12 protein-coding genes and 2 pseudogenes are annotated in these 20,048 nt (G+C 56.7%); 5 read left to right on the top strand and 9 right to left on the bottom strand.

Annotated features, from left to right (window positions below; translation table 11 throughout):
• Positions 1-162: 162 nt before the first annotated feature.
• Positions 163-840 (bottom strand): helix-turn-helix domain-containing protein, encoded by a 678-nt coding sequence (locus tag CYR55_RS18670; protein WP_101817864.1) that lies wholly within the window; start codon positions 838-840, stop codon positions 163-165.
• A 183-nt stretch (positions 841-1,023) separates the two neighbouring features.
• On the bottom strand, positions 1,024-1,992 hold the full coding sequence (locus CYR55_RS18665; protein ID WP_101817863.1) for a chemotaxis protein: 969 nt from the start codon (positions 1,990-1,992) through the stop codon (positions 1,024-1,026).
• 401 nt (positions 1,993-2,393) lie between these two features.
• Between CYR55_RS18665 and CYR55_RS18660 the strand changes: the two genes are divergently transcribed.
• From CYR55_RS18660 to CYR55_RS23390, 4 genes are all read left to right on the top strand, one after another.
• On the top strand, positions 2,394-2,708 hold the full coding sequence (locus CYR55_RS18660) for a hypothetical protein (RefSeq protein ID WP_146001007.1): 315 nt from the start codon (positions 2,394-2,396) through the stop codon (positions 2,706-2,708).
• 226 nt (positions 2,709-2,934) lie between these two features.
• Positions 2,935-3,420 (top strand): Hcp family type VI secretion system effector, encoded by a 486-nt coding sequence (locus tag CYR55_RS18655; protein WP_101817861.1) that lies wholly within the window; start codon positions 2,935-2,937, stop codon positions 3,418-3,420.
• A gap of 15 nt (positions 3,421-3,435) precedes the next feature.
• A complete protein-coding gene (locus CYR55_RS18650; protein ID WP_206604047.1) occupies positions 3,436-3,864 on the top strand; it encodes a polymorphic toxin type 44 domain-containing protein in 429 nt (142 codons plus the stop codon).
• Entirely contained in the window at positions 3,842-4,276 is a 435-nt protein-coding gene (locus tag CYR55_RS23390) for a hypothetical protein (RefSeq protein WP_146001006.1), read from the top strand. The genes CYR55_RS18650 and CYR55_RS23390 overlap by 23 nt, the downstream gene beginning before the upstream one ends.
• A 40-nt stretch (positions 4,277-4,316) precedes the next feature.
• Here the strand turns inward: CYR55_RS23390 and CYR55_RS18640 are convergent, their stop codons facing one another.
• The 3 genes and pseudogenes from CYR55_RS18640 to CYR55_RS18625 form a co-directional block, all read right to left on the bottom strand.
• Positions 4,317-4,709 (bottom strand): hypothetical protein, encoded by a 393-nt coding sequence (locus CYR55_RS18640; RefSeq protein WP_146001005.1) that lies wholly within the window; start codon positions 4,707-4,709, stop codon positions 4,317-4,319.
• A 390-nt stretch (positions 4,710-5,099) separates the two neighbouring features.
• Positions 5,100-5,609 carry a DUF2247 family protein gene (locus CYR55_RS18630; protein ID WP_165699627.1) on the bottom strand — a complete coding sequence of 170 codons (510 nt, stop codon included), beginning with the start codon at positions 5,607-5,609 and terminating at the stop codon, positions 5,100-5,102.
• Between the two features lies 1 nt (position 5,610).
• A pseudogene (locus tag CYR55_RS18625) lies at positions 5,611-6,585 on the bottom strand (VENN motif pre-toxin domain-containing protein); the annotation flags it as partial.
• On the opposite strand from CYR55_RS18625, the pseudogene CYR55_RS18620 reads away from it, so the two are divergent.
• Positions 6,575-6,889, top strand: a pseudogene (locus tag CYR55_RS18620) (RNA 2'-phosphotransferase); the annotation flags it as partial. The pseudogenes CYR55_RS18625 and CYR55_RS18620 overlap by 11 nt on opposite strands.
• Positions 6,890-6,892: 3 nt before the next feature.
• Here CYR55_RS18620 and CYR55_RS18615 read toward each other — a convergent pair.
• The 4 genes from CYR55_RS18615 to CYR55_RS18605 all read right to left on the bottom strand — a co-directional run bounded on the left by CYR55_RS18615 (position 6,893) and on the right by CYR55_RS18605 (position 20,046).
• Positions 6,893-7,180: an SMI1/KNR4 family protein gene (locus tag CYR55_RS18615; RefSeq protein WP_241522186.1), complete on the bottom strand. Its 288-nt coding sequence runs from the start codon at positions 7,178-7,180 to the stop codon at positions 6,893-6,895.
• 121 nt (positions 7,181-7,301) lie between these two features.
• Positions 7,302-7,712: a hypothetical protein gene (locus CYR55_RS23385; RefSeq protein ID WP_146001004.1), complete on the bottom strand. Its 411-nt coding sequence runs from the start codon at positions 7,710-7,712 to the stop codon at positions 7,302-7,304.
• A gap of 100 nt (positions 7,713-7,812) precedes the next feature.
• A complete protein-coding gene (locus CYR55_RS18610) occupies positions 7,813-8,169 on the bottom strand; it encodes a hypothetical protein (RefSeq protein WP_101817855.1) in 357 nt (118 codons plus the stop codon).
• Positions 8,170-8,178: 9 nt separating this feature from the next.
• Positions 8,179-20,046, bottom strand: coding sequence for a hemagglutinin repeat-containing protein (locus CYR55_RS18605; RefSeq protein ID WP_101817854.1), 11,868 nt, complete (start codon positions 20,044-20,046; stop codon positions 8,179-8,181).
• Positions 20,047-20,048: the final 2 nt, after the last annotated feature.

Below are 20,048 nucleotides of genomic sequence, written 5' to 3'. Positions count from 1 at the left end.
CTGCCGGGGGGAAATCACTCTTAGTGCTAAGGATGACCGGAAAAAGGGGTAACCGGGTTTGCCGTTGTGCGCAACGCGCGTAAGCCGAATTGGCATTCTGGTCTGTCATTTCTCAGACTGCCAATTCATCTGTTTCTGCCAACAGAATAAGCCATGACGGGATTAAAATTTTTCAGGCAACTCTTTATGAATGAACACTCCTTTTCCATTTATACCGATTTCTATATATTGGCCAAACTTCAATGCCCGCAATATCCGCATGACACTGGTTCTGGAAATTGAGGTTCTTTTTTGAATATAGGCAGCCACCTTAATATTTTTCCTTATCTCCTCAGGTTGACTGCAAATATCGAGGATAACCTCTTTAATTTGTTCATAAGCCCCTTTCCCGACCAATTTACAGTTCTCTTTCCAGAGTAAGATCATGGAATAGGTCACGGCTTCGCAGACCGATTGCCAAAGTTTCTTTTCAGTGAACATCGCTTTAGCGACTGTTATGGGGATATAGCTCAGCTCACAATGGGTTTCTGCAATAAAATAGTGACCCTGATTTTCATGGATGGCATTTGCCAGCCCTAATAACGCTTTTTCGATATTTACCTTCACATAAATATTATTATCCCCCCGCACCATTGACATCCGCCCCTCTTTCAGCAGGAAGATATAATTAATCTTGTGGCGAAAATCCAGGATCATGCCTTTCTCAAGTGAAAAAGGAAACGAGTTTGGTTCAAGCACTTTCGCTAACTCTGCAATCGCTGAAGGCCGGCGAGCCCGTGCAGGAGGTTTTGCGGCGCGCAAGGGAGGGACGTATACATCAGCATCTATATATTCTTTCATAATATTATTCTGCCTTATGTTTACTCTATACTTTATCGCCAACGTATAGAGATAATTCAGCTAAACAATATTTACAATGTGCCATTTGGTACAGTTGTTTTGGACGCCTGACGACATTCACCGCCGCACAATGCAGCGCGCCGGGCTTAACCCGGCGCGTTTTTTATGACGATGCCCTGACGATCAGCGTGCGGCGGCTTCCAGCACCTGGTGGATAGTGGTCGAGAGCTCGTTGATTTCGAACTTCGCCACGTAGCCGTTGGCCCCGACTTTACGCACGTGCTCCTCGTTGGCACTGCCGGAGAGCGACGAGTGGATCACCACCGGGATGCTTTTCAGCTGTTCGTCCCGTTTGATGTTGCGGGTGAGCGTGAAGCCGTCCATTTCCGGCATCTCCAGGTCGGTCAGCACCAGCCCGATCTTGTCGGTGATCGGCACCCCTTCCGCCCTCGCCTGCTGGGCGATCAGTTTGATTTTCTCCCAGGCTTCCAGCCCGGTGTTGTGCATCAGCGCCGGGATGCCCAGCCCTTTCAGGCCGTGCTCCAGCATGGTACGGGCGACTTTGGAGTCTTCCGCCACGATGGCGATGGCACCCGGCTTCAGTTTGAAGCCTTTGGCTTTGATGTCATCCGCCGCTTCAACGATGCGCACCGTCGGGATGATGTCATGCAGGATCTGCTCGACATCCAGCACCAGCGCCAGGTTGTTGCTCTGTTTGTCGTTGTCCAGGCAGGCAATGCTGGTGATGTTGCGGTTGCTGACCCCGGCTTCCGCCGCGTGTACCTGGCTCCAGTCGAGGCGGACGATGTTGTCCACGGACTCTACCGCGAACGCCTGGGTGCTGCGCGCATACTCAGTGACCAGCAGCAGGTTCAGCCCGGTAGACGGCGTACACCCGGCCACGGCCGGCAGGTCAATCACCGGGATAATCTGCCCACGGATGCTCGCCACGCCCAGCAACGGCGATTTCATGCCCGCGGCTTTGGTGATGGTCGGCATCGTGACGATTTCACGCAGCTTAAACACGTTGATGCCATAGAGTTCCGATTTCTCACCTTTTACATCCGTTCCCAGGCGGAAGAGCAGCAGCTCAAATTTATTGGAGAGCGCAAGGTTGGCCCGTTCATCGATATCTTTTTGAAAATTATCCATCTTTGCCTCTGAGAATGGTGAGTGTCGTAATTTACAAGCCGATATAGGTGAGGAGCTAACGGGGGAAAGCCCGGCTTTCCGGCATTGGCGCGCTTGAATTACTCTTCAGAGGTTATCGGCAGGAGGCGGGGATTTTATAGGGCAGAGAACAGATTTTGCACTGGCTGCCGCCGCCGGGGAGGTAAACCCGCGCCCTGCTTCACAGTTTTGTGATCCCGGTTAACCAGCCTGCGCACAATTCAGCGTACAACGTCAGTTTGGCTTTTCCAGCTTAGCTGGCACCACTGAACAGAACGGGGTACTCCTTGCGCAAGGCAACAGTGAGCATACTATTGTTACTTTTTTTTATGATCTCAGGCCGGGAGTTTCTGTATAACCACCTTTCCCCCGTGACATTAACCGTGGCAGACACCCTTAACATCAACAGCACCGCCCGCTTATATGTGGTAGAAGCCGATGCGAACACCCCCTCCCGCCCCGCTTACCGTTATTATCTGGCCGATAACACGCTCAGTGAGTCTGATTTTCTTACAAGTATTCAGGAGAGCGAGGCGTATTTTCTGCTGACGCGTGAAAAAGCCAAAGCGGAAGTGAAACAGGGCGTACTTTATTTATCCACCACCGGTGCCGTGTATAAATTCACGAATACCGGCAGTTACCGGGTGGGGAATAATACCTATTACGTGAAGATTGCGCTGTCGGCTGCGCCGGAGTGATGGGGTAAGGGCGGCAGGGTGCCGCCCTTACCCCAACAGATTGATTTAAATTTTAATAATAATATTATTATATTTTTTTAAATTTATACCTTGCAAAGCTTTTTCAGAAAACATTCTAAAAAACCAGAAAAAACCGGAATTTATTTGATCTTGATTAAAAACCCTCACAAGTTTAAGCGTATAAATAACGTGCACTTTTCATTTCACTTCTAATTAAGGATATATAATGGCAATTCCTGCTTACTTATGGTTAAAAGATGATGGTGGCGCAGACATTAAAGGTGATGTCGATATAACGGGGCGCGAAGGCAGTATAGAAATACTTGGGTTAGTGCATAATTTAAGATTACCTACAGACGCAAGAACGGGATTGATAACAGGCACAAGAATTCATGCACCGTTAACCTTTGAAAAAGAAATAGATTCCTCTTCCACCTATCTTTATAAAGCAGTTGCTACAGGGCAAACACTTAAGTCTGCCGAAATAAAATGGTATAAGATAAACTATGCCGGGCAGGAAACTGAATATTACAACTTCCTTTTGGAAGGCGTTAAAGTAGTTTCTATATCACCTATTATGCATAATATCAAAGACCCAACTAAAGAGAATTATAATCATTGCGAATGCGTAGAACTCCATTATGAAAAGATAACCTGGAAAAATTGTGATGGAAATATCATTTTTTCCGATTCCTGGAATGATCGCGCGTAATCTTAAGGAGAAAAAATGCCCCGCCATTTGCATAGCTCTGTAAAAGCACACCCTCCTTATGATGTTTCATCTTTTTCTCCACCTGGAGTCTCCATCGTAAGCAATATGGCACAAGCACGGATGCATGCTGGCCATGGCTCGCCATCAGCGTTAACGTACTATTGGTTTTACATGATGGTTCGCAATCATGGGCAATGGGATTATAAATATCAGTATGGACGTCAGTACGCCAACTGTGGCAACTTCAATTTTGGCGCTGTAGGTACAGCGGTTGGTATTCCAGAAGAGGTTCTTGTACGGGCGGCAGGCTGGGCGCAAGGCCGCGCTGGTACAACAGCAAAAGATTATAGCGTTTGGTATAGTCTTCCCCCATATGGGGACGATCCTGTCGACCAGGCTTGGATCAGAGCAGGAATTGACTATGCAAAACGCTCGGGGTATTAGCTTCTGTAAGTTAGCTTTATTTATAACTATTTTTACGTGCTTTTTGGTCTTGGCTGTTTGGTTTATAGGCCGAGCCATGTTTCCTGTCACTCAGACCATTATTGGCGCGTTAAAAATAAATGACTCTGCAATGTTGTATGTCGTTGAAGCGGACGTCAATGCGACCACCCGCCCCTCTTATCGTTATTATCTGGCAGATAAAAACATCAGCGAGGCGGATTTTCTTGAGAGCATTCAGGAGAGCGATGATTATTTTTTGCTGACCAGTGAAAAAGCACACGCAGAAGTCAAAGAGGGCGTGCTGTTTTTATCTACCACCGGCACCGTGTATAAATTCACCAACACCGGCAGTTATCCGGTGAGGAATAATTACTTCCACGTTAAAGTCGCACTGTCGGCTGCGCCGGAGTAATGGCGTTATGGCGGCTTTTTAGCCGCCATGTTTTATGTGGTTACACCGCGTCCAACGTTCCCCGCAGCGTGTTAATCCGCTCCCACAGTACAAAGCCCAACGATGCCCTCACCCACGGCTCACTCACCTGCAACATGCCGTGTGCCAGCGCCCGGCACTGCTCCGCCAGCTCTGAAGCCGTCAGCGGGCGGTCATCATAAAGATGCGCATCAAAAGGATAAGGCGAGGCTGGCACGGCGTAAGGCAGATCGAGTGCGGCATCCAGCGCATTCAGTTCGCCCAGTAGCATAGTGCAGAGATTCTCATTGGCTGGTGAGGTATCGAGGTTCACCAGGCAAAACGCCAGCAGGCGGCAGTGTTCGGTCAGGGCATGGGGGGAAGAGAAATCAGTATGGGAAAATTCAGAAACCATGCGTGGGGATTGGCTATCCATATAAACGCTCCTTGAAGTGATAACTAAAGCCACCACCGGAGTTCTCACGCTCTTGGGTGGTAGCCCAGACGGGGGTGAGAAACCGGCCTTCAAGGACACCGGCCAGCCCGAAGGCTGCCCCGCCTGAGCCACCATTGAAACACGGCATACGCCATGTAATAGATGTGCCAAGGCCGCAACCCCAAATAAGAGGTCGCCCTGAAGTAACTCGGGTTCTCACGCCCGGCTGCGGATGTGCCGCAACGGCAGGAATGATAACAGGTGGGGGATTAGGGGGACAATGGGGAGGAGGCAGGCGGGAGTATTGGAATTGTTGAATAACGGAGAATGGCTATCGCCCCAGAGTGAGGCGTAAAAACAAAGATCCCGCCCTTGGCCGGGATCTTACTGTTATTGCTTAAATTTAATCGATTCTTGATCTAAATAAGTTTGCCAGTTTCTAAATAATCGCTCAGTATTTTCTCTATGGCTATGAACACTAGGATCATAGCCATCACTGACAGGCATATATGAAACAAAGCTTTCAATCGCCTCAGGGTAATCAAAATCCTCGTAAATAGTCTCAACCATTTTTAATGGTTTTGAGTAGTTATTACGATTAATAAACAACCACAGCAGTATAATAAAAAGCCATTTCTCTTGGGTTACAGACTCATCAGAATCGGTGCAATGCATTGATAAATCATCTAAAATAAATTTTATCTCATGAGTATCCATTTTACTCTTAAAAGACAACTCAAGTTCTAGGTGTGACGCCTCACCTAATGACACCAAATATTCTGCATGCTTTACAATAGAATGCCATCCGATTAATTTCTTTTCATAGCCCCATTTAATATCAAACCATGACAACTTAATGTGACCACAAATAAATTCATATGATATTGAAAGCATATCCATATTATTTCACCTTCGGTGCTTTTTGGTTTGGTTTTCCTGTTATGCCAACACCTTCAATAAAGCGTTGGTGCGTTACATTTCCTGTCTTATCATAAATATACTCAAAAACTCCATCCTTGCCATTAAAGGCTCCTTTAGTCTGCAATAGTGAACGCTTCACACCATCCCCACCAGTAATGGTGAATACCTCACCAGCCATTAATTGCTCTCGGCTTAAATAGCTAGCCCCACGATGGCCAGGATCTGGCTTAAGGCCACTACCAACACGTTGAGCATCAAGGATTTTATCGACAACTGAAGACTTTATTAATGTATTCGCAGTCTTACCCAAAACAGCAATTGCTCGTTCTGCGGGTAAAGAACTCAATAACGCCAGAGCATAGCCTTTAGTAGATTCTGCCTGAAGCAACGCCATCACGGTATCTGATGCAGGGGTATTTTCCAGAATCGCTTTAACTACATCTTCTGGCAAATCTCCTTTCAAATAATGATCCCGAATAGCTTGTTTTTCTTGCGCAGTCAGCGTGTTATCGGTTGAAAGCTCCCTTTCTAACGACCCCGCCCCTTCAAAATATTTCGCACCTTGGCTACCAAATATGTCTCCAAGGCTACTCAGCGAGTTATTCTCAACCGCATTCTTCCCGGCAATCGCCCCCGTCGTGGCCGCGGCAGAACTGTTGCCCGTCATGCCGCCTGCCAGCCCGGCGGCAAGCGTGCCCAGCAGGCTCAGCTGTTCGCGGTCATCTTCCTTAAGTGCCGCGATTTTTTCCGGTGTATCCGCTCCCCAGTACTTCTCTGCAATGTAGCGCGTGGCCAGTTCACCGCTAAAGGCACCCGCTGCGCCTGCGGCCGCATTGCCGCCGGACATCTGTGCAGAGACCGCGCCCCACACTGCGTGCGCCATGGCATTCGCGGCGACATCAACATTTCCCGCAGCGTCGGTCGTCTGTTGCTTAATTAATTGGGCAGCCCAAGGGCATTCAACACAGCAGGTTAATATTATATATAAAGAGTCAATGCCTCCTGATATTTTATACCATGGAACCGCTACGCGATTTTTATCGTCAATCCGGGAACAAGGATTAACTCCCCAAAAACGCCAGCATGTTCATTTATCCTCTGACAAAGAGACAGCTTTTCAGGTCGGCTTGCGTTATGGGAAACCAGCGGTGCTAAAAATTAAAGCCCAGAACATGTATGAACAAGGCTTTAAATTCTTTCAGGCTGATAATGGCGTCTGGTTAACTGATGTCGTTCCTTACCAGTTTATTCAAGAATAACTGCTATTCATCATCAGCCTGTTCTGCTTTATAGCGGGCTGATTCAAGGCGAGCCATTTTCAGCCATTCGGTAAAATTATCAGCATATCCTCTGTCTTCCCAACCGGGTGAGGCAAAGGTATGAATATAGTATACCCTTGGATCTCCTGATGTATCGTCACCATTAAAGCAAACGATATTATCCGAGCAATTTACCTTAGCAAATGGAACCAAGATTCTTGATGGGTATTGCCGCTTTACCTCAATCATCAAAAATGAAGATGATTCTTTAAATTCACAGATAAAAACCATGGCCCAATATTAGGGATAACATCTAAAGACATTATTTAAATATAAGTACCTGGGTATTAAAACCGACAGGAAGCTAATTTTTTTCATATAAACATGCTATCACTATTACTTACCATTTCTTTTAAGATCTTTGTATGATCCTACAACCCCGGAGTTTAGGGTGAGAATTCCAATATTTTGTTAACAGCTCGTTCAAATGCCTTAATGAATCACATAAATCTGAATCATCACACAAAACACTTTCATTTCTAAACAATGAAACTGCATATATTTTCTCTAAAACAAACCAATACTCATGAAATTCATCTCTCCATTCCTCATCTACTGATTGTAAACAAAAAAATAAACCTTCTAAGTTATCAATTAATTTCTTAAGTGAAATCTCTCCTATGTCAAAAGAAATCAACATTTCTTTCATCAAATTAATCTGCCATTGATCATATTCACTTAAGTTTATTTCAGATAACAATGTTATCATAATTTTACGTCCAGCAATGCTGGCCTTTAGGTGTGATAAATTTAAAGTCACCACTCATGATATCGTTTTTAAGCTGCTCAATTAGCTGAGAATTTCGTAAGCCAACTTGAATTTTTATTTCAAATGGAATGCCGACCTTAAAACCTAAATCAGGTTAGTAGCTTATAACAGGGTAAATCCCCTGACTAGTAGTAACCACATAAGATTCAAATCCATTTGCATCAGGAATAATATCTATTTCATTTCCATTGCAAAAAACCAGTTTAAATATATCTCCCTCCAACACTTCAACTTGCTTAACACATTGATTTAAAAAAGAGAATAGCAGATTGCTTGTCATCAGATCCTCTCCATGTCCAATCAAAAACTCATCTGTATTGCCACATTGGAAGGAACATTGCACCAATATTGAGGCTCCTGTTGAGAACAAGAAAACGAGTGACCCGATACCAACAGTGATGCCGGTAAAAATAGCTTGATTAAATTCATTAAGTTCGCTTTTTGTAATCATTTATTATCATTACCTTTTAGGTGGTATCGTATTTTCTGGCAACGGAATGTGAGTTTCCCCACGAGTTCCCGTCCCCCCTGTAGCCGGGTTTATTGGCTGTCCATTCTTCACCGATATCCAGTAACCATTTTCAAGCCCTGGGACAGGAGTAGCGCCTGAAGGCATAACTCTTATATAGGTACTATTCGGCTTACTTGGATCAGTACCTGGAGGGAAGTAAATTGTACTTCCTTCAGTACGTCCTGGGCGACTAATCCAATCTGATGGTATAACAGGGCCTTGTGCCGGGTTTGTAAAAGGCTCCAATTTAGGAGGGACTTTAGGGCCAGATATTTTACCATTAGCACCCAGCGTATGACCATTAGCCAGGTAAGCCAACTCATCCTGATCTGGTTCATCCGCTATCGGCGTTACGGTCGTATTCCCTGCCGTTTCCGGCATACCCTCTGTATTACCGGTATTCGTAGCGCTCTGCTGCCCTGACTTATCCGGGGTAGTCAGCGTAATGCCTTTGTTTTGCTCCTGTTTCGGATTAACCAAAATACCCGTTGTCGGGTCTTTCTCCGGCACAGGGAAGACAGTAATTAGCCCTTTCTGCCCCTGTAATTCATCATACGCTTTGCGTTCTGCCGGCGAGAGGTTGTCCACCAGAGCGGGATTGCCTGACATGGAAGCAAGCATGACGTTCGTTTTCTGAGCCGAAGAGAGTTGCTCCACTGCTGACGTCGCGGCAGTGGCACCGATTAGCGCTCCCAGCCCACTTTCAATCAACTTATTACGGCAGGCTGCAACTTTGGTACAGCCTTCAATCGCTAGTTTACCGCCCTGTGCAATGACACTTAGATAATGATTATTCTCAACCGCATTCTTCCCAACCTGCGCGGCGGTCAGGGCATCGGCGCCTCTGTCGCCTATCAGGCCGCCCGCCAGGCCGCTTGCCAGGGTTGCCAGGGCGGAGACGGTTTTCTTCTCCTCCTCACTCAGTTCGCCCGGCTTTTTGTTGTAGAGGCTGCCGGCAATCATCCCGGTTGCCTCGCCGGCCACTGCGCCACCGGCGGCCACCAGCGCGTTTTTATTCTGCGCGGCGGCCAGCGCGGCGTTGACGACTGCATGCGCCATCAGGTTGGCGGCGGTGTTTACCTCGTTGGTGACCGGGTCGGTGGTCTGTTGGTGGATCAGCTCCGCAATATAAGGGGCCGCGCCTCCGGCGATGGCGGCTTTCACATCCCCGCCAATCAGCCCCTGGATCACCGCCGTGGCGGCCTGCATGCCCTGTTGCAGGGCGCTGCCGGTGCCGTAAGGGGCCATCGCCGTGGCTTCTACCTGTTTGGCGATCTGTTCCGGTGTCGGCTTCGCGTTGCCTTTGGCTGCCAGTGCCGCTTTCGCGGCGGCGACAGCTGTCGGATCTTTTTGCGCCTTCGCAGCAGCAATTTTCCCCTCGGTCGTCGCGATGTCCATCGCCTGTGCGGCGATGTCGCCTACCAGCTGCGCGGTCTGTAGCCGGCGCTGCTCTTTCTCTTTGTTAAAGATCGGGTCGATGCTGCCGTTGGCGTGCTCAACGTCGCGGCTCAGGTCGCTGACTGCCTGCTGCTGCGCGCCCGGGTTGCGGATAACGAGAGTGCCGTCAGAGACTGCGGCCTGCGTCACGCCTTCGGCATGGCCGCTGCCGCCTGCTCCGGCCAGCACGGTGCTCGCCGCGTTGCCCAGGAACATGCCGCCTATCGAGCCGCTGCTGCTGAAGGAGACGCCCTGATGCTCGGTTTTGTAGTCTGCGCGGTTGTCGAGGTTGCTGAAGCCCAGCGTGCCGGTGTCGAGCCGGTTCGCGGCTGCGTCGGCGGTGCTGCTGATCACGGCACCGTCGAGCTGGGTATGGTTGCCCACCGTGAGATCGAAGCCTTTATCACCGGCGTAGAGGCCGGTCTGCTGCTGCACTGAGTCATAGGTGCTGCGCAGCTTGTCACGGTTATAGCTGAAGCTGACCGAGGTGCTCTCAGGGTTGCCGAAGCCATAGCTACCGCCCACGCCGGCGCTCTGCTGCGTGCTGGTGTAGTTGTCGCTGTCCTGCAGGCTGCTCAGGGTCAGGTCACGCCCGACGTTCGCGCTGATCTGCTCGCCGTTCACCTGCGCGCCGTGAAGCGCGGTGTCACGCCCGCTGTTAAGTGTAACCTGCTGCCCCGCATCCAGCGTGGTCTCATTCCAGGTGGTGCCGTTGCCCTTCTCATTGCCGTGCGCGCTGTTGGCGCTGGCCGAGATCGAGAAGCCGCTGCCGGTCATGATGCTGACACCCACCGAGCCGCCTTTACTCTGGTTTTTGCCGGTGGTCAGCTGGGTATCCAGCCCCGCTGACAGCAGGATGTCACGCTGGGCGTCCAGGGTAATATCCTGCCCTGCTTTGGCCTGAGTGCCCACCAGCGTGATGTCGCCGCTCTGCGCGCTGGTGCCGCGGCCGGTGGCGGTCACGGCGAGGTTGCGCCCGGCCGACAGGGTGCTGCCGGTGGTGGTATCCCGCTCACTGTGGGATGACGAGGTTGAAGACTGGCTGCCCAGCGAGAGCGCAACGCCCACGGTACCCTGTTCGCCTTTGGCCTGCGCCAGGCGCGACGCCTGCTCCGCCTGCACGCCGGAGAGCACGCTCTGCACGCCCTGCAGTGCCGCCAGCCGTGAGTCGCCCTGTTTGGTGGCGGCCTGCGCGGTGGTGACGGCGCTGTTGACCGCACTGCCGACGGTGCCGGAGAGCGCCAGCGTCAGACCGCTGGTTTTTTGCTCGAACTTCTCGTCACTGACGCGTTTGTCATGGCCGGGGGTAATGGTCACGCTGTCGCCGGTGATGCTGAGATCGCGCCCTGCCACCAGATCGGCACCGTTGATGTGCGCCTGCCCGCCGGCGGTGATGCTGACGTTGCCGCCGGTGCTGCCCACAGTGCTGACGCTCTGGCTCTGGGTGGTGCCCTTCTCCTTCAGGTCATGCACGGTTTTACTGCTGCCGATAGAGAAACCGATGCCGCCGGTGCCCATCAGGCCGCTTTTTTTGGTCTCGGAGAAGTGCCATGCGGAGTCGGTATTGGTAGCTGCCAGAATATCGACCTGGTTACCGGCGTTCAGCGTTACGTTGCTGTCACCCACCACCTGCGAGCCTTGCACCAGCAGGTTATTGCCCGCCGAGACCGTGACATGGTTGCCGCTCAGCAGCGTGCCCTGTTCCGTGGTGGCGCTCTCTTCCTCGATGGTGTGGGTGGTCTTTTTGCTGAGGAACCCTTTTTTGGTTTTGGTCTCCTCTTTGTAGTGGTAATCGCTGTCGGTGGCGGTCGTGAGGGTGACATCACGTCCGGCGGTGACCGAGACATCCTGCTGCGCGGTGACCTGCGTCGCGGCGCTGTTCACATCACGTCCGGCGGCCAGGGTGGTGCTGCCGCCGCTGGCGATCTCGGTGGCCTGCTGCCGCACCGTCTCATTGATCTCGCTGTTGCTGCCGGATTTATAGCGGTTGCCGCTGGTGGTGGCTTCCGCCTGTAAGGTGAGATCCCGCCCGGCGTTCAGGGCGGCGTCCCCCTCGGCGGCCAGCCCGGCTGCGTGGCTGGTGAGGTCACGCCCGGCCGTCAGGGTCAGATCGCCGCCGCTGGAGACGGTGGTGCGATCGACGCCGGTGGTGTGCGACTCGCGCTTGCCTTTGCTGTCCTGCTGGCTGGTGGCGGCGCTGTTCAGGGTGAGATCGTTACCGGCTGCCAGCGCGGCGTTGCCGCCGGCATTAACGGCACCGGCAGTCACGGTGAGGTCATGGCCCGCCTGCATGGTCAGGTTGCCGCCCGCCGACACGCTGTCGGCCTGGTTGCTGACCGTGCGGGTCCCGGTGTTCGCGGCGTTCTGCCAGCCGTTTTTAAAGCCGGACTGGCTGCTGCCGTTGGTGAGCTGATTGGCGGTGACCGCGATGTCGCCCCAGGCGTTCATCAGCATGTCGCCGCCTGACGAGAGCGCGGCCCCGGTCACGGTGATGTTTTTACCAGCCTGCAGGCTCAGCGTGTCCAGCGCGGTGATGCTGCCGGTGCTGCCGGGCGCGGTCTGGGTGAAGCTCATGGCCGCGCCGCCTTTGCTGGTGGCGTTAAAGGTCTGCGTGTCAGCCGTGGTCAGGTTGTTGATGCTGCCGCCCACGCTCTCCAGCGCCACGGTGGTGCCGCGGATGGTGGCACCGACGTTATTGATGTCACCCAGTGCGCTCAGTTGCAGGCTGCTGCCTGCGCTCATCAGCCCGTCGTTCAGGTTGCTGATGCTGTTCTGGCTGTCGAGCGCCATGCCGGACTGGGCCAGCAGCGAACTGCCGCTGTTGGTGATCGTCCCGGCCTTGAGCGTCACGTTGTTGCCGGCGATCACGCTGCCGTTGTTCACCGTGACATCTTTCGGCGAGAGATAAACCTTCGGCACCATCACCGTCTGGCCGTTAACCGTGGTGGCCTCCCACCAGATGATGCTGGTGTCGAGCGCCGCGACCTGTGCCGCCGTGAGCGAGACGCCGAACTGCAACCCCAGCGACTGTTGTGCCGCGGCGGCGTTGTCCATCAGGTAGCGCATCTGTTCCAGATCGGAACCGAGGCCGTTCAGGTAACGGTTGCCGGTCTGGTTAAGCACCGTGTTGCTGACGTAGCGGGTATCAAAGGCCGCGTCGCCCAGGAACCGGTAGTCATACTCCGGCTTGAGGCTGAGGCGGTCGAGCAGGTAAGCGGAGCCGATAAACTGCGTCTCGTCGGTGTACTGGCTGCGCGTCTCCTGCGGCGCCTGCCCCGGCTGTTTGCCCAGCAGGGTGTAGAGATCGCCGAACAGGCTTGCATCAAGCTGGCCCAGCCCGTTGAGTTTGGGGTTAAGGGTGATGAGGTATGGGCTTTGAGGGTCGGCAGACGCCACAAAATAGCCGTTCTGCCCGCTCGGCAGCGGGTAGGCGCTGGTATCCACCGCTTTACCCTGATAGGTATGCAGCGCGCTGCCTTGCGTGGCCGAAAGCCCGGTGCCGTTCACCTGTGTGCTGTTTAACACGGCAGCCTGCCCCAGCCCGGCCCCGGCCTGCGGTTGGGTCGTGTAATTTTTCAGGGCAGTGACGGAGGCGGTCGTATTGTCCAGCGCGCTGCCGCCGTTGATCTGTTGCAGCGCGGCCTGTAGTTGATCCTGCCATTGCAGTGAACCGACCGCTACCTGCGCGCTGTTCGCCAGCGCCTGTTTTTGCTGGGCGGCCGCGATGCCCGGCGTTGCCAGGCGGCTCAGGGCCGGGGCCGTGAGGGTGTGGTCAACCCCACCGGCATTGGCGTTGGTCTCAGTATTGCTGATGTTGTTGCTGAAGCTGGCGCTGAGGTTGCCGCCTGCCTGAATCACGGCGCGGTACACGTTGCCGCTGCCGTCCGTTTCATAGGTGGGCGCACCGTCCAGCTTGTAAGACATAGAGGATGAACTTGATCCGCCTGTGTAGCGGTAAGTCAGGTACTCCGTGGTGGTGCCTTCCGTCCAGGAGCGGTTGCTCAGAGTGTCACCGGAGAGCGCCATATCCCCACCGGCCAGCAGGGCCGAGGCCATATTTTCCAGCGTTCCGGCCTGGCCGGTAACGTTACGCCCGGCCGCGATCCGCGCCTGGTTGCCGCCGGGGTTTACGGTAATGGCCGAGCTTTGTACCGCGACTTTTTGGACGGCGGCTTTTTCGGTCGGTGCGTAGTACGTGACTGTCGAGCAAATATCATCCCCATGGCCGTGAATACACTGCCCTTCCCGTGTATGCGAGGCATACTCCCCCGGTGCAAACCAGGAGAGCGGAATCGCAACCACCGCATCGCCCGCCCAGGCGGGTTTGTCCGTGGAGATAACCTGTTCACTGGCGGAGAAGCCGTCGCGCTGGTTCAGCAAGTGCCCGGTCTTCACCGTGATATCGCCGTTTTGCGTCTCGATGGTGCCGGAGGTGTTGATGACCTCACTGTTGGCATTGCCTGCGCTGTCGCGCTGCATCCACAGGCTGTTACCGGCCAGCATGTCGCCGCGCTGGTTCTGGATGCTGTTTGCCAGCAACCAGAGATTGTTGCCCGCGTAGATCAGCGCGCTGTTGAGAATGCTGCCCGGCGCGCTGAGCGTCAGGGAGCCGAGCGTGCCGGTAAAGCCCGCGACATTGATGTCGCTGCGGCTGGCGAGGGTGACGTCACCGCCGCCCTGCAGGCTGCCCGCGCCGTTAAGATCGATGCGCCCGCCGCTGAGGTTGCTGGTGCCGCTGCCGGTGGTCAGCTGGCCGTTGTTCACCAGCGCGCCCCCGGCGCTGAGGTTGAGTGCCTGCCCCTGCATTACGCCCTGATTCACCAGATCGCCGTTGCTGCTGGCCGTCAGCGTGTTCCCGGCTGCCACAGTGCCCTGCGCGGTGAATGCATTGGCCAGCGTCAACGTCAGGTTGCCGAGGGCGACCAGCTGGCCGGTGGAGTCCAGCCCGGTGCTGTTAAGCACAAGGTTGCCGCCGCTGAACAGCCGCCCGCTGCCCTGCTGGCTGGCCTGGTCTGCCGTGATGTTAAGCTGGCTGCCGCCAAGCAGGGTGCCGCTGTTGGTCAGTTGCTGATAATTCACCGTCAGGTTAGCGCCCTGCACGCGGCCCTGGTTAGTTAACGCCCGGCCGGTCAGCGTGCCCTGCTGTTCCGCCAGCAGGGTGCCGGTATTGCCGGTGGACGCCGCATTCACATTCAGTTGCGCCGCCTGAAGCCAGCCGCTGTTAGTGAGCTGCGGGGTGTTCAGCGTCAGCTGGCCGCCGCCGAGCAGGCGGCCTTCGTTACGGGCCGTCTGGGTGGCGGTGAGTGTGCTGGTGCCGCTGCCCTGAATCAGCCCCTGGTTGATCAGGTTGGGGGTGGTGAACGAGAGATCTTGCCCGCTGAGCAGGCTGCCGGCGGCGGTGTTGGTCAGGTCGCCGCTCAGGGTCAGCGTCATGCCGTTGTCCCCTTGCAGGCGGCCGCTGTTGGTCAGTGCGCCGCCGGTCAGGCTCAGGCTGTTGCCCTGCATCCGCCCCTGATTGTTCACCGAGGCGGCATTCAGCGTCAGCGCGCCGCCGCTGAGCAGCGTGTTGTCCTGCTGCTGGGTCAGGTTGCCGGTGAGGTTGACCGCCAGCCCCTCCACCCCGCTGATGGCCCCGTTGTTGTCCAGCGATCCGCCCTTCAGGCTGAGGTTTTTGGCGATCCACTGGCCCTGGTTGCTGAGGGTCAGCGCCTGAAGCGCTGCCTGGCCGTTGGCGCTGATTTTGCTGTTCGCCCCGGCCGCCAGCGTATTCGCCAGCACCAGCGCCAGCGCATCGGCGCTCTGGATGGTGCCGTTCTGGATCAGGTCACCCGCCTGCAGCGTGATGCTCTGCCCCTGCAGGCTGCCGCTGTTGGTGATGCGGCCATTGCCGCCGTTAATCGTCAGCGCGCCCTGGGTCAGCAACGCACCGCTGTTGAGGAGTGACGGCGCGGCAGACGCGACGGCCATCACCCGCAACATGCGGGCAAAGGCGGGCGGCGGGGTGCCGATCGTCAGGGCGTGCAGGCCGGTCAGGGTGCCCTGATTGGTGACCTGCGTCGGGTGAATCGTCAGGGTGTTGCCCTGCACCGCGCCGCTGTTGTTCAGGGTGGTGCCGTCGAGCGTGAGATCCCCCTCACTCAGCAGCGAGCCCTGGTTGCTGAGCGTGCGGGCGGTGACTTGCGCGCCCGCTTTGCTCAGCAACTGACCGCCATTCTGCAATGTGCCGGTGACGGCGGCAGTGAGTGCGCTGGTCGCCAGCAGTGAGCCGTCATGTTGCCATGCGTCGGCAGTGACGTCGGCATCCTGCCCTTGCAGCGTGCCGTGGGTGATGAGTTGCCCGGCGGTAAGCGTCAGGTCACCGCCGCTGAGGGCGCGCCCCGGCTGGCCGAGGGTTATGCTGTCACCCGTTACGGCCAGCCCGTCGCTGCCCTGCCACAGGCCATCGTTAGTGAGTTCATTGGCGTGCAGCGTCAGGGTGCGGGCAGCGACCGTGCCGCTGTTCAGCAGGCGCCCGCCGCTGAGCCAGCCGTCACCGCCGCTCCACAGCTGGCCGTGGTTGATCAGGTCACCGGTGACGCTGCCGTTCAGGCCGTTAACCCCGTTCAGGCTGCCGCTGTTGTCCAGTTGGCTGAGGGTGTAGATCAGCTGTTGCCCCTGCAACGTGCCGCTGTTTTGCGCGCTGCCCCCTTGCAGGGTCAGGTCGCCGCCGCTCAGCAGCTGGCCGTAGTTCTCCAGCGTGCTGGCCGTGAGATCGAGGCGCTGTTCGCCCTGGGCGGTGCCGTTGTTGCGCAGCGTGCTGCCGGTCAGCGTCAGGGTGCGGGCGGCCACGGTGCCGCTGTTGTTCAGGGTGGCAGCCTGGAGTGCCGCGCCCTCCTGCGCCACCAGCTGCCCGCCGGACTGGTTGTCCAGCGTGTCAGCGGCTGCCAGCGTCAGGCTGTTGGCCGCTATCCGCCCCTGGTTGATCAGGGACTGACCGTTGAAGGTGAAACCCTCATTGGCCTGCACCAGCCCGGCGTTCTCCAGCCGATCCGGCGAGAGGCTCAGCCCGCCGCCGCTCAGCAGCTGCCCCTGCGCGGTGTTGCTCAGTTGCGCGGTGGTGAGGGACAGCGAGCGGTTACCCTGCAACAGCCCGCTGTTAATCAGTGACGGGGCATCAAGGCTGAGCTGGCTGGCGGCCAGTGTGCCGCTGTTATTGATGCCCGCCGCGCTGAGATCGACATCCTGCTGCCCCAGCAGTGAGCCGCTGTTGGTCAGGTCGCCGGTAAGCACGGCGCTGAACGCGTTCTCTGCCAGCGCACTGCCGCTGTTCTGCCAGTTGCGGGCCTGCACCTTGACCGTGCGCCCCTGCAACGCGCCCTGATTCGCCAGCGTATCGCCGTCGATCGTCAGCGCATCGCCGCTCAGCAGCTGCCCGCTGTTGCCGAGTGCGCCGCCCTGTACCTGCACGCTGTCACTGCCCTGGATCAGGCCGCTGTTGATCAGGTCACCTTGCAGCGCCGCCACTTTCGCCATCAGCCAGCCGCGGTTGTCGATCTGTTCCGCCTGTAAGGTGATGCCCTGCTGCCCGAGGATTTTCCCGCTGTTTTCCAGCCGGTGCTCCACCGTGACCTGCCCATCCTGTTCGCTCAGGGCATTGCCGCTGTTTATCCACTCGCCGGTGGCGAGATTCAGCGTGCCGCCCTGCAACAGCCCGGCGTTGGTCAGGCGGGTTTGCCGGAGATCCAGCGTGCCGTTACTGACCAGCACGCCCGCCTGCTGGTTATCCAGCGTGGTGCCGCGTTGGGTAAAGGCGGTGGTGCCCTGCAGCCGCCCCAGGTTGGTCAGGGTCTCCGCCTGGGTAGTCAGCGTGTCAGCCGCGATCTGCCCGGCATTCTCCAGCAGCGGCGCGTGCAGCGTGAGGTGCCCGGTCGCCAGGAGGTTGCCGTTGCTCTGGTTGGTGAGGCTGTTTGCCAGCGTCAGCAGCATATCCGTGGATTGCAGATCACCGGCGTTATCCAGCGTGCCGGCGTCGAGGGTCAGCGTGCCGCCGCTCAGCAGCGCGCCCTGGTTGGTGACGGCATCGGCTGCTACCGCCAGCGAGCTGTTCCCTTGCAGTGTGCCGCGGTTGGTGAGGGTTCCATGCGTGACCGCCAGTGTCTCTGCCGCCAGCTGGCCCGCGTTATCGAGCGCGTCGCCGCTGAACGTCAGGCGATCTTTCGCCAGCAACAGCCCCGGTGCCTCGTTAAAGAGGGCGAGGGTGGCGGCCGTCAGGGTCACGGCGTTGATTTCACCCCGGTTGGTCAGGCGATCGCCGCTGAGTGCCAGCGCGCTCTCCCCGGTGATCAGGCCGTCATTATTGAGCACCGGGATCGCCAGCGTCAGATCGCCGGCCGTGTGGATCGTGCCGCCCGCGAGGTTATCGAGTTGCGTGGCCAGCAGGTGTAATGACTGTTCGCCCTGCAACAGGCCGCTGTTGGTGAGGGCGTGGCTGGTTACCCTGAGGTCCGGCGCGGTCAGCGTGCCGCTGTTTTCCATCTCCGGCGCGGTGATCCGCACAGCGGCCGCGCTGCTTTTGCCGCCATGGTGCAGCTGTTCAGCACTCATGCTCAGCGTGCCTTTGGCCGCGTGCGTGCCGTCCAGCGTGGCCTGCTGCGCCGCGATCGTGAGATCGCCCTGGCTCTGCACCTGCGCGGTTTTTCCGCTGGTCAGCTGGTTGCCCTGCAACACCAGATCGCCCCCGGCGCTCACATCACCGTTCAGCACGGCGCGGTTGGCCTTCAGCGTCAGCGCGCCCTGGCTGCGGGTCACGGAGCCTTCGCCGCCGGTCAGCGTGTCACTGCTCATTGCCAGCCCCTGTGCGCCGGAGAGCGTGCCGTTCTGTTCCAGCGTTCCCGCGTTAAGGGTAAGCCTGCTGTCACTCAGAAGTTTGCCGCTGTTGCGTAACGCGTCACGCAGCGTCAGGGTGCCTGCGCCTTGTGCGCTGAGCGTGCCGTTCTGGCTGAGGGTGTCGGCAGTGAGCGCCAGCGTATCGCCGCTTTGCAGCGTACCGCTGTTTACCACTGACGCGCCGTTGAGCACCATGCCCTGCCCGCTCTGGAGGGTGCCGCTGTTAGTGAGCGCGTTCATGCTGCTCTGCACCTGCCCGCCCGCCAGCAACGTGCCGCTGTTGTTAAGCGTGCCGCCCGTCAGCGTCAGGGTCTGGCCGGCATTCAGGTTGCCCTGGGTCAGGGCATTGCCGCCGGCGGCCAGATGGATGTCACGCGCCGCATCTGCCCGGCTGGCGCTGTCCTGCGTGAGATCGCGGCCTGACAGCTGAATATCCTGCCCGGCGGTCAGCGCGGCATGGCTGAGTTGCAGCGTGCCGTCACTGGTGAGCGCCATGTTGCCGTCGCTGACCAGTGCGCCGCCCTGTACGCTGACGCCCGTCTGCCCGCCGATCGTGATAGTGCCGGAGGCTTTGTTGTCGCCGTGCAGTTCCACGCGCTCACCTTTCGCCGTCAGCGCGCCGCTGGCCAGGCTGGTGTTGACCACCAGTTTACCGTTGGCATTCAGCGTAATATCACCCTGCCGGGCATTCAGGTTGCCGAGGTTAACCCCCACCCCTTTTTCGCTGGAGACCAGATGGATGCGGTTGGCATACATGCCGCCCAGCGCGCCGGTATCCACGGAGACGCTGGGGGCCGCGCCGTCACCGGTAATCGGCGTGAGGCTGCCGTCTGCCGCGACCCGGTTCGCCCCGGCAATCACCTTCAGGTCTTTGGCGTGAATGGCGGCATTCACGTCGGTGGCGCGGGCGATAATCGACAGCGCATCCGACTGGCTGCCGTTCAGCCCCTGCCCTTCCACCGTAATGCTGCCTTTGCTCACCTCCAGCGATTGCAGGTTGCCCTGCGCATCAAAGGTGGGCTTGCCGGTGGTCAGCGTGACATTCGGCGTGTTGATAAAGCCGCAGCCGTTACAGGTGATGCCGTAAGGGTTGGCGACCATCACATTGGCCGCTTTGCCCGCCACTTCGGTGTAACCCTGGAGCTGTGAACGGTTCGCGCCGGTGACTTCGTTGATAATCGCGTGGGCTTCCTGCCCGGCTTTCAGGTTCGGGTTGTTCTGGATCAGGCCGCCCAGCTGGGTCTGGGTCAGTTGCCCGGTGGCGTTGTTGAGGATCAGCCCTTCCGGGCCGACGTTGTAGGTCTGGTACTGGTTATGGGAGATCCCGGCCTGGTTGGGTGGCGCGATGTTGATCACCGGCACGCCGTTGGCGGCTTTATCCAGCTGCGTGTGGGTGCCTGCCGGGGCGATCTCAGCCGCCAGCGTCGGCAGCAACGGCTGCCATGCCACCAGCGCACAGATCAGGTAGGTCAGCAGACGCTGGGAAAAAGAAGCCTGTGGGAGTCGATTGTCCATAA

It is taken from the genome of Chimaeribacter californicus, assembly GCF_002858675.1.
In the GTDB taxonomy this organism is placed as follows: Bacteria; Pseudomonadota; Gammaproteobacteria; order Enterobacterales; family Enterobacteriaceae; genus Chimaeribacter; species Chimaeribacter californicus.
The sequence above is the reverse complement of the archived record's forward strand: the minus strand, read 5'-3'. Positions and strand labels throughout refer to the sequence as shown.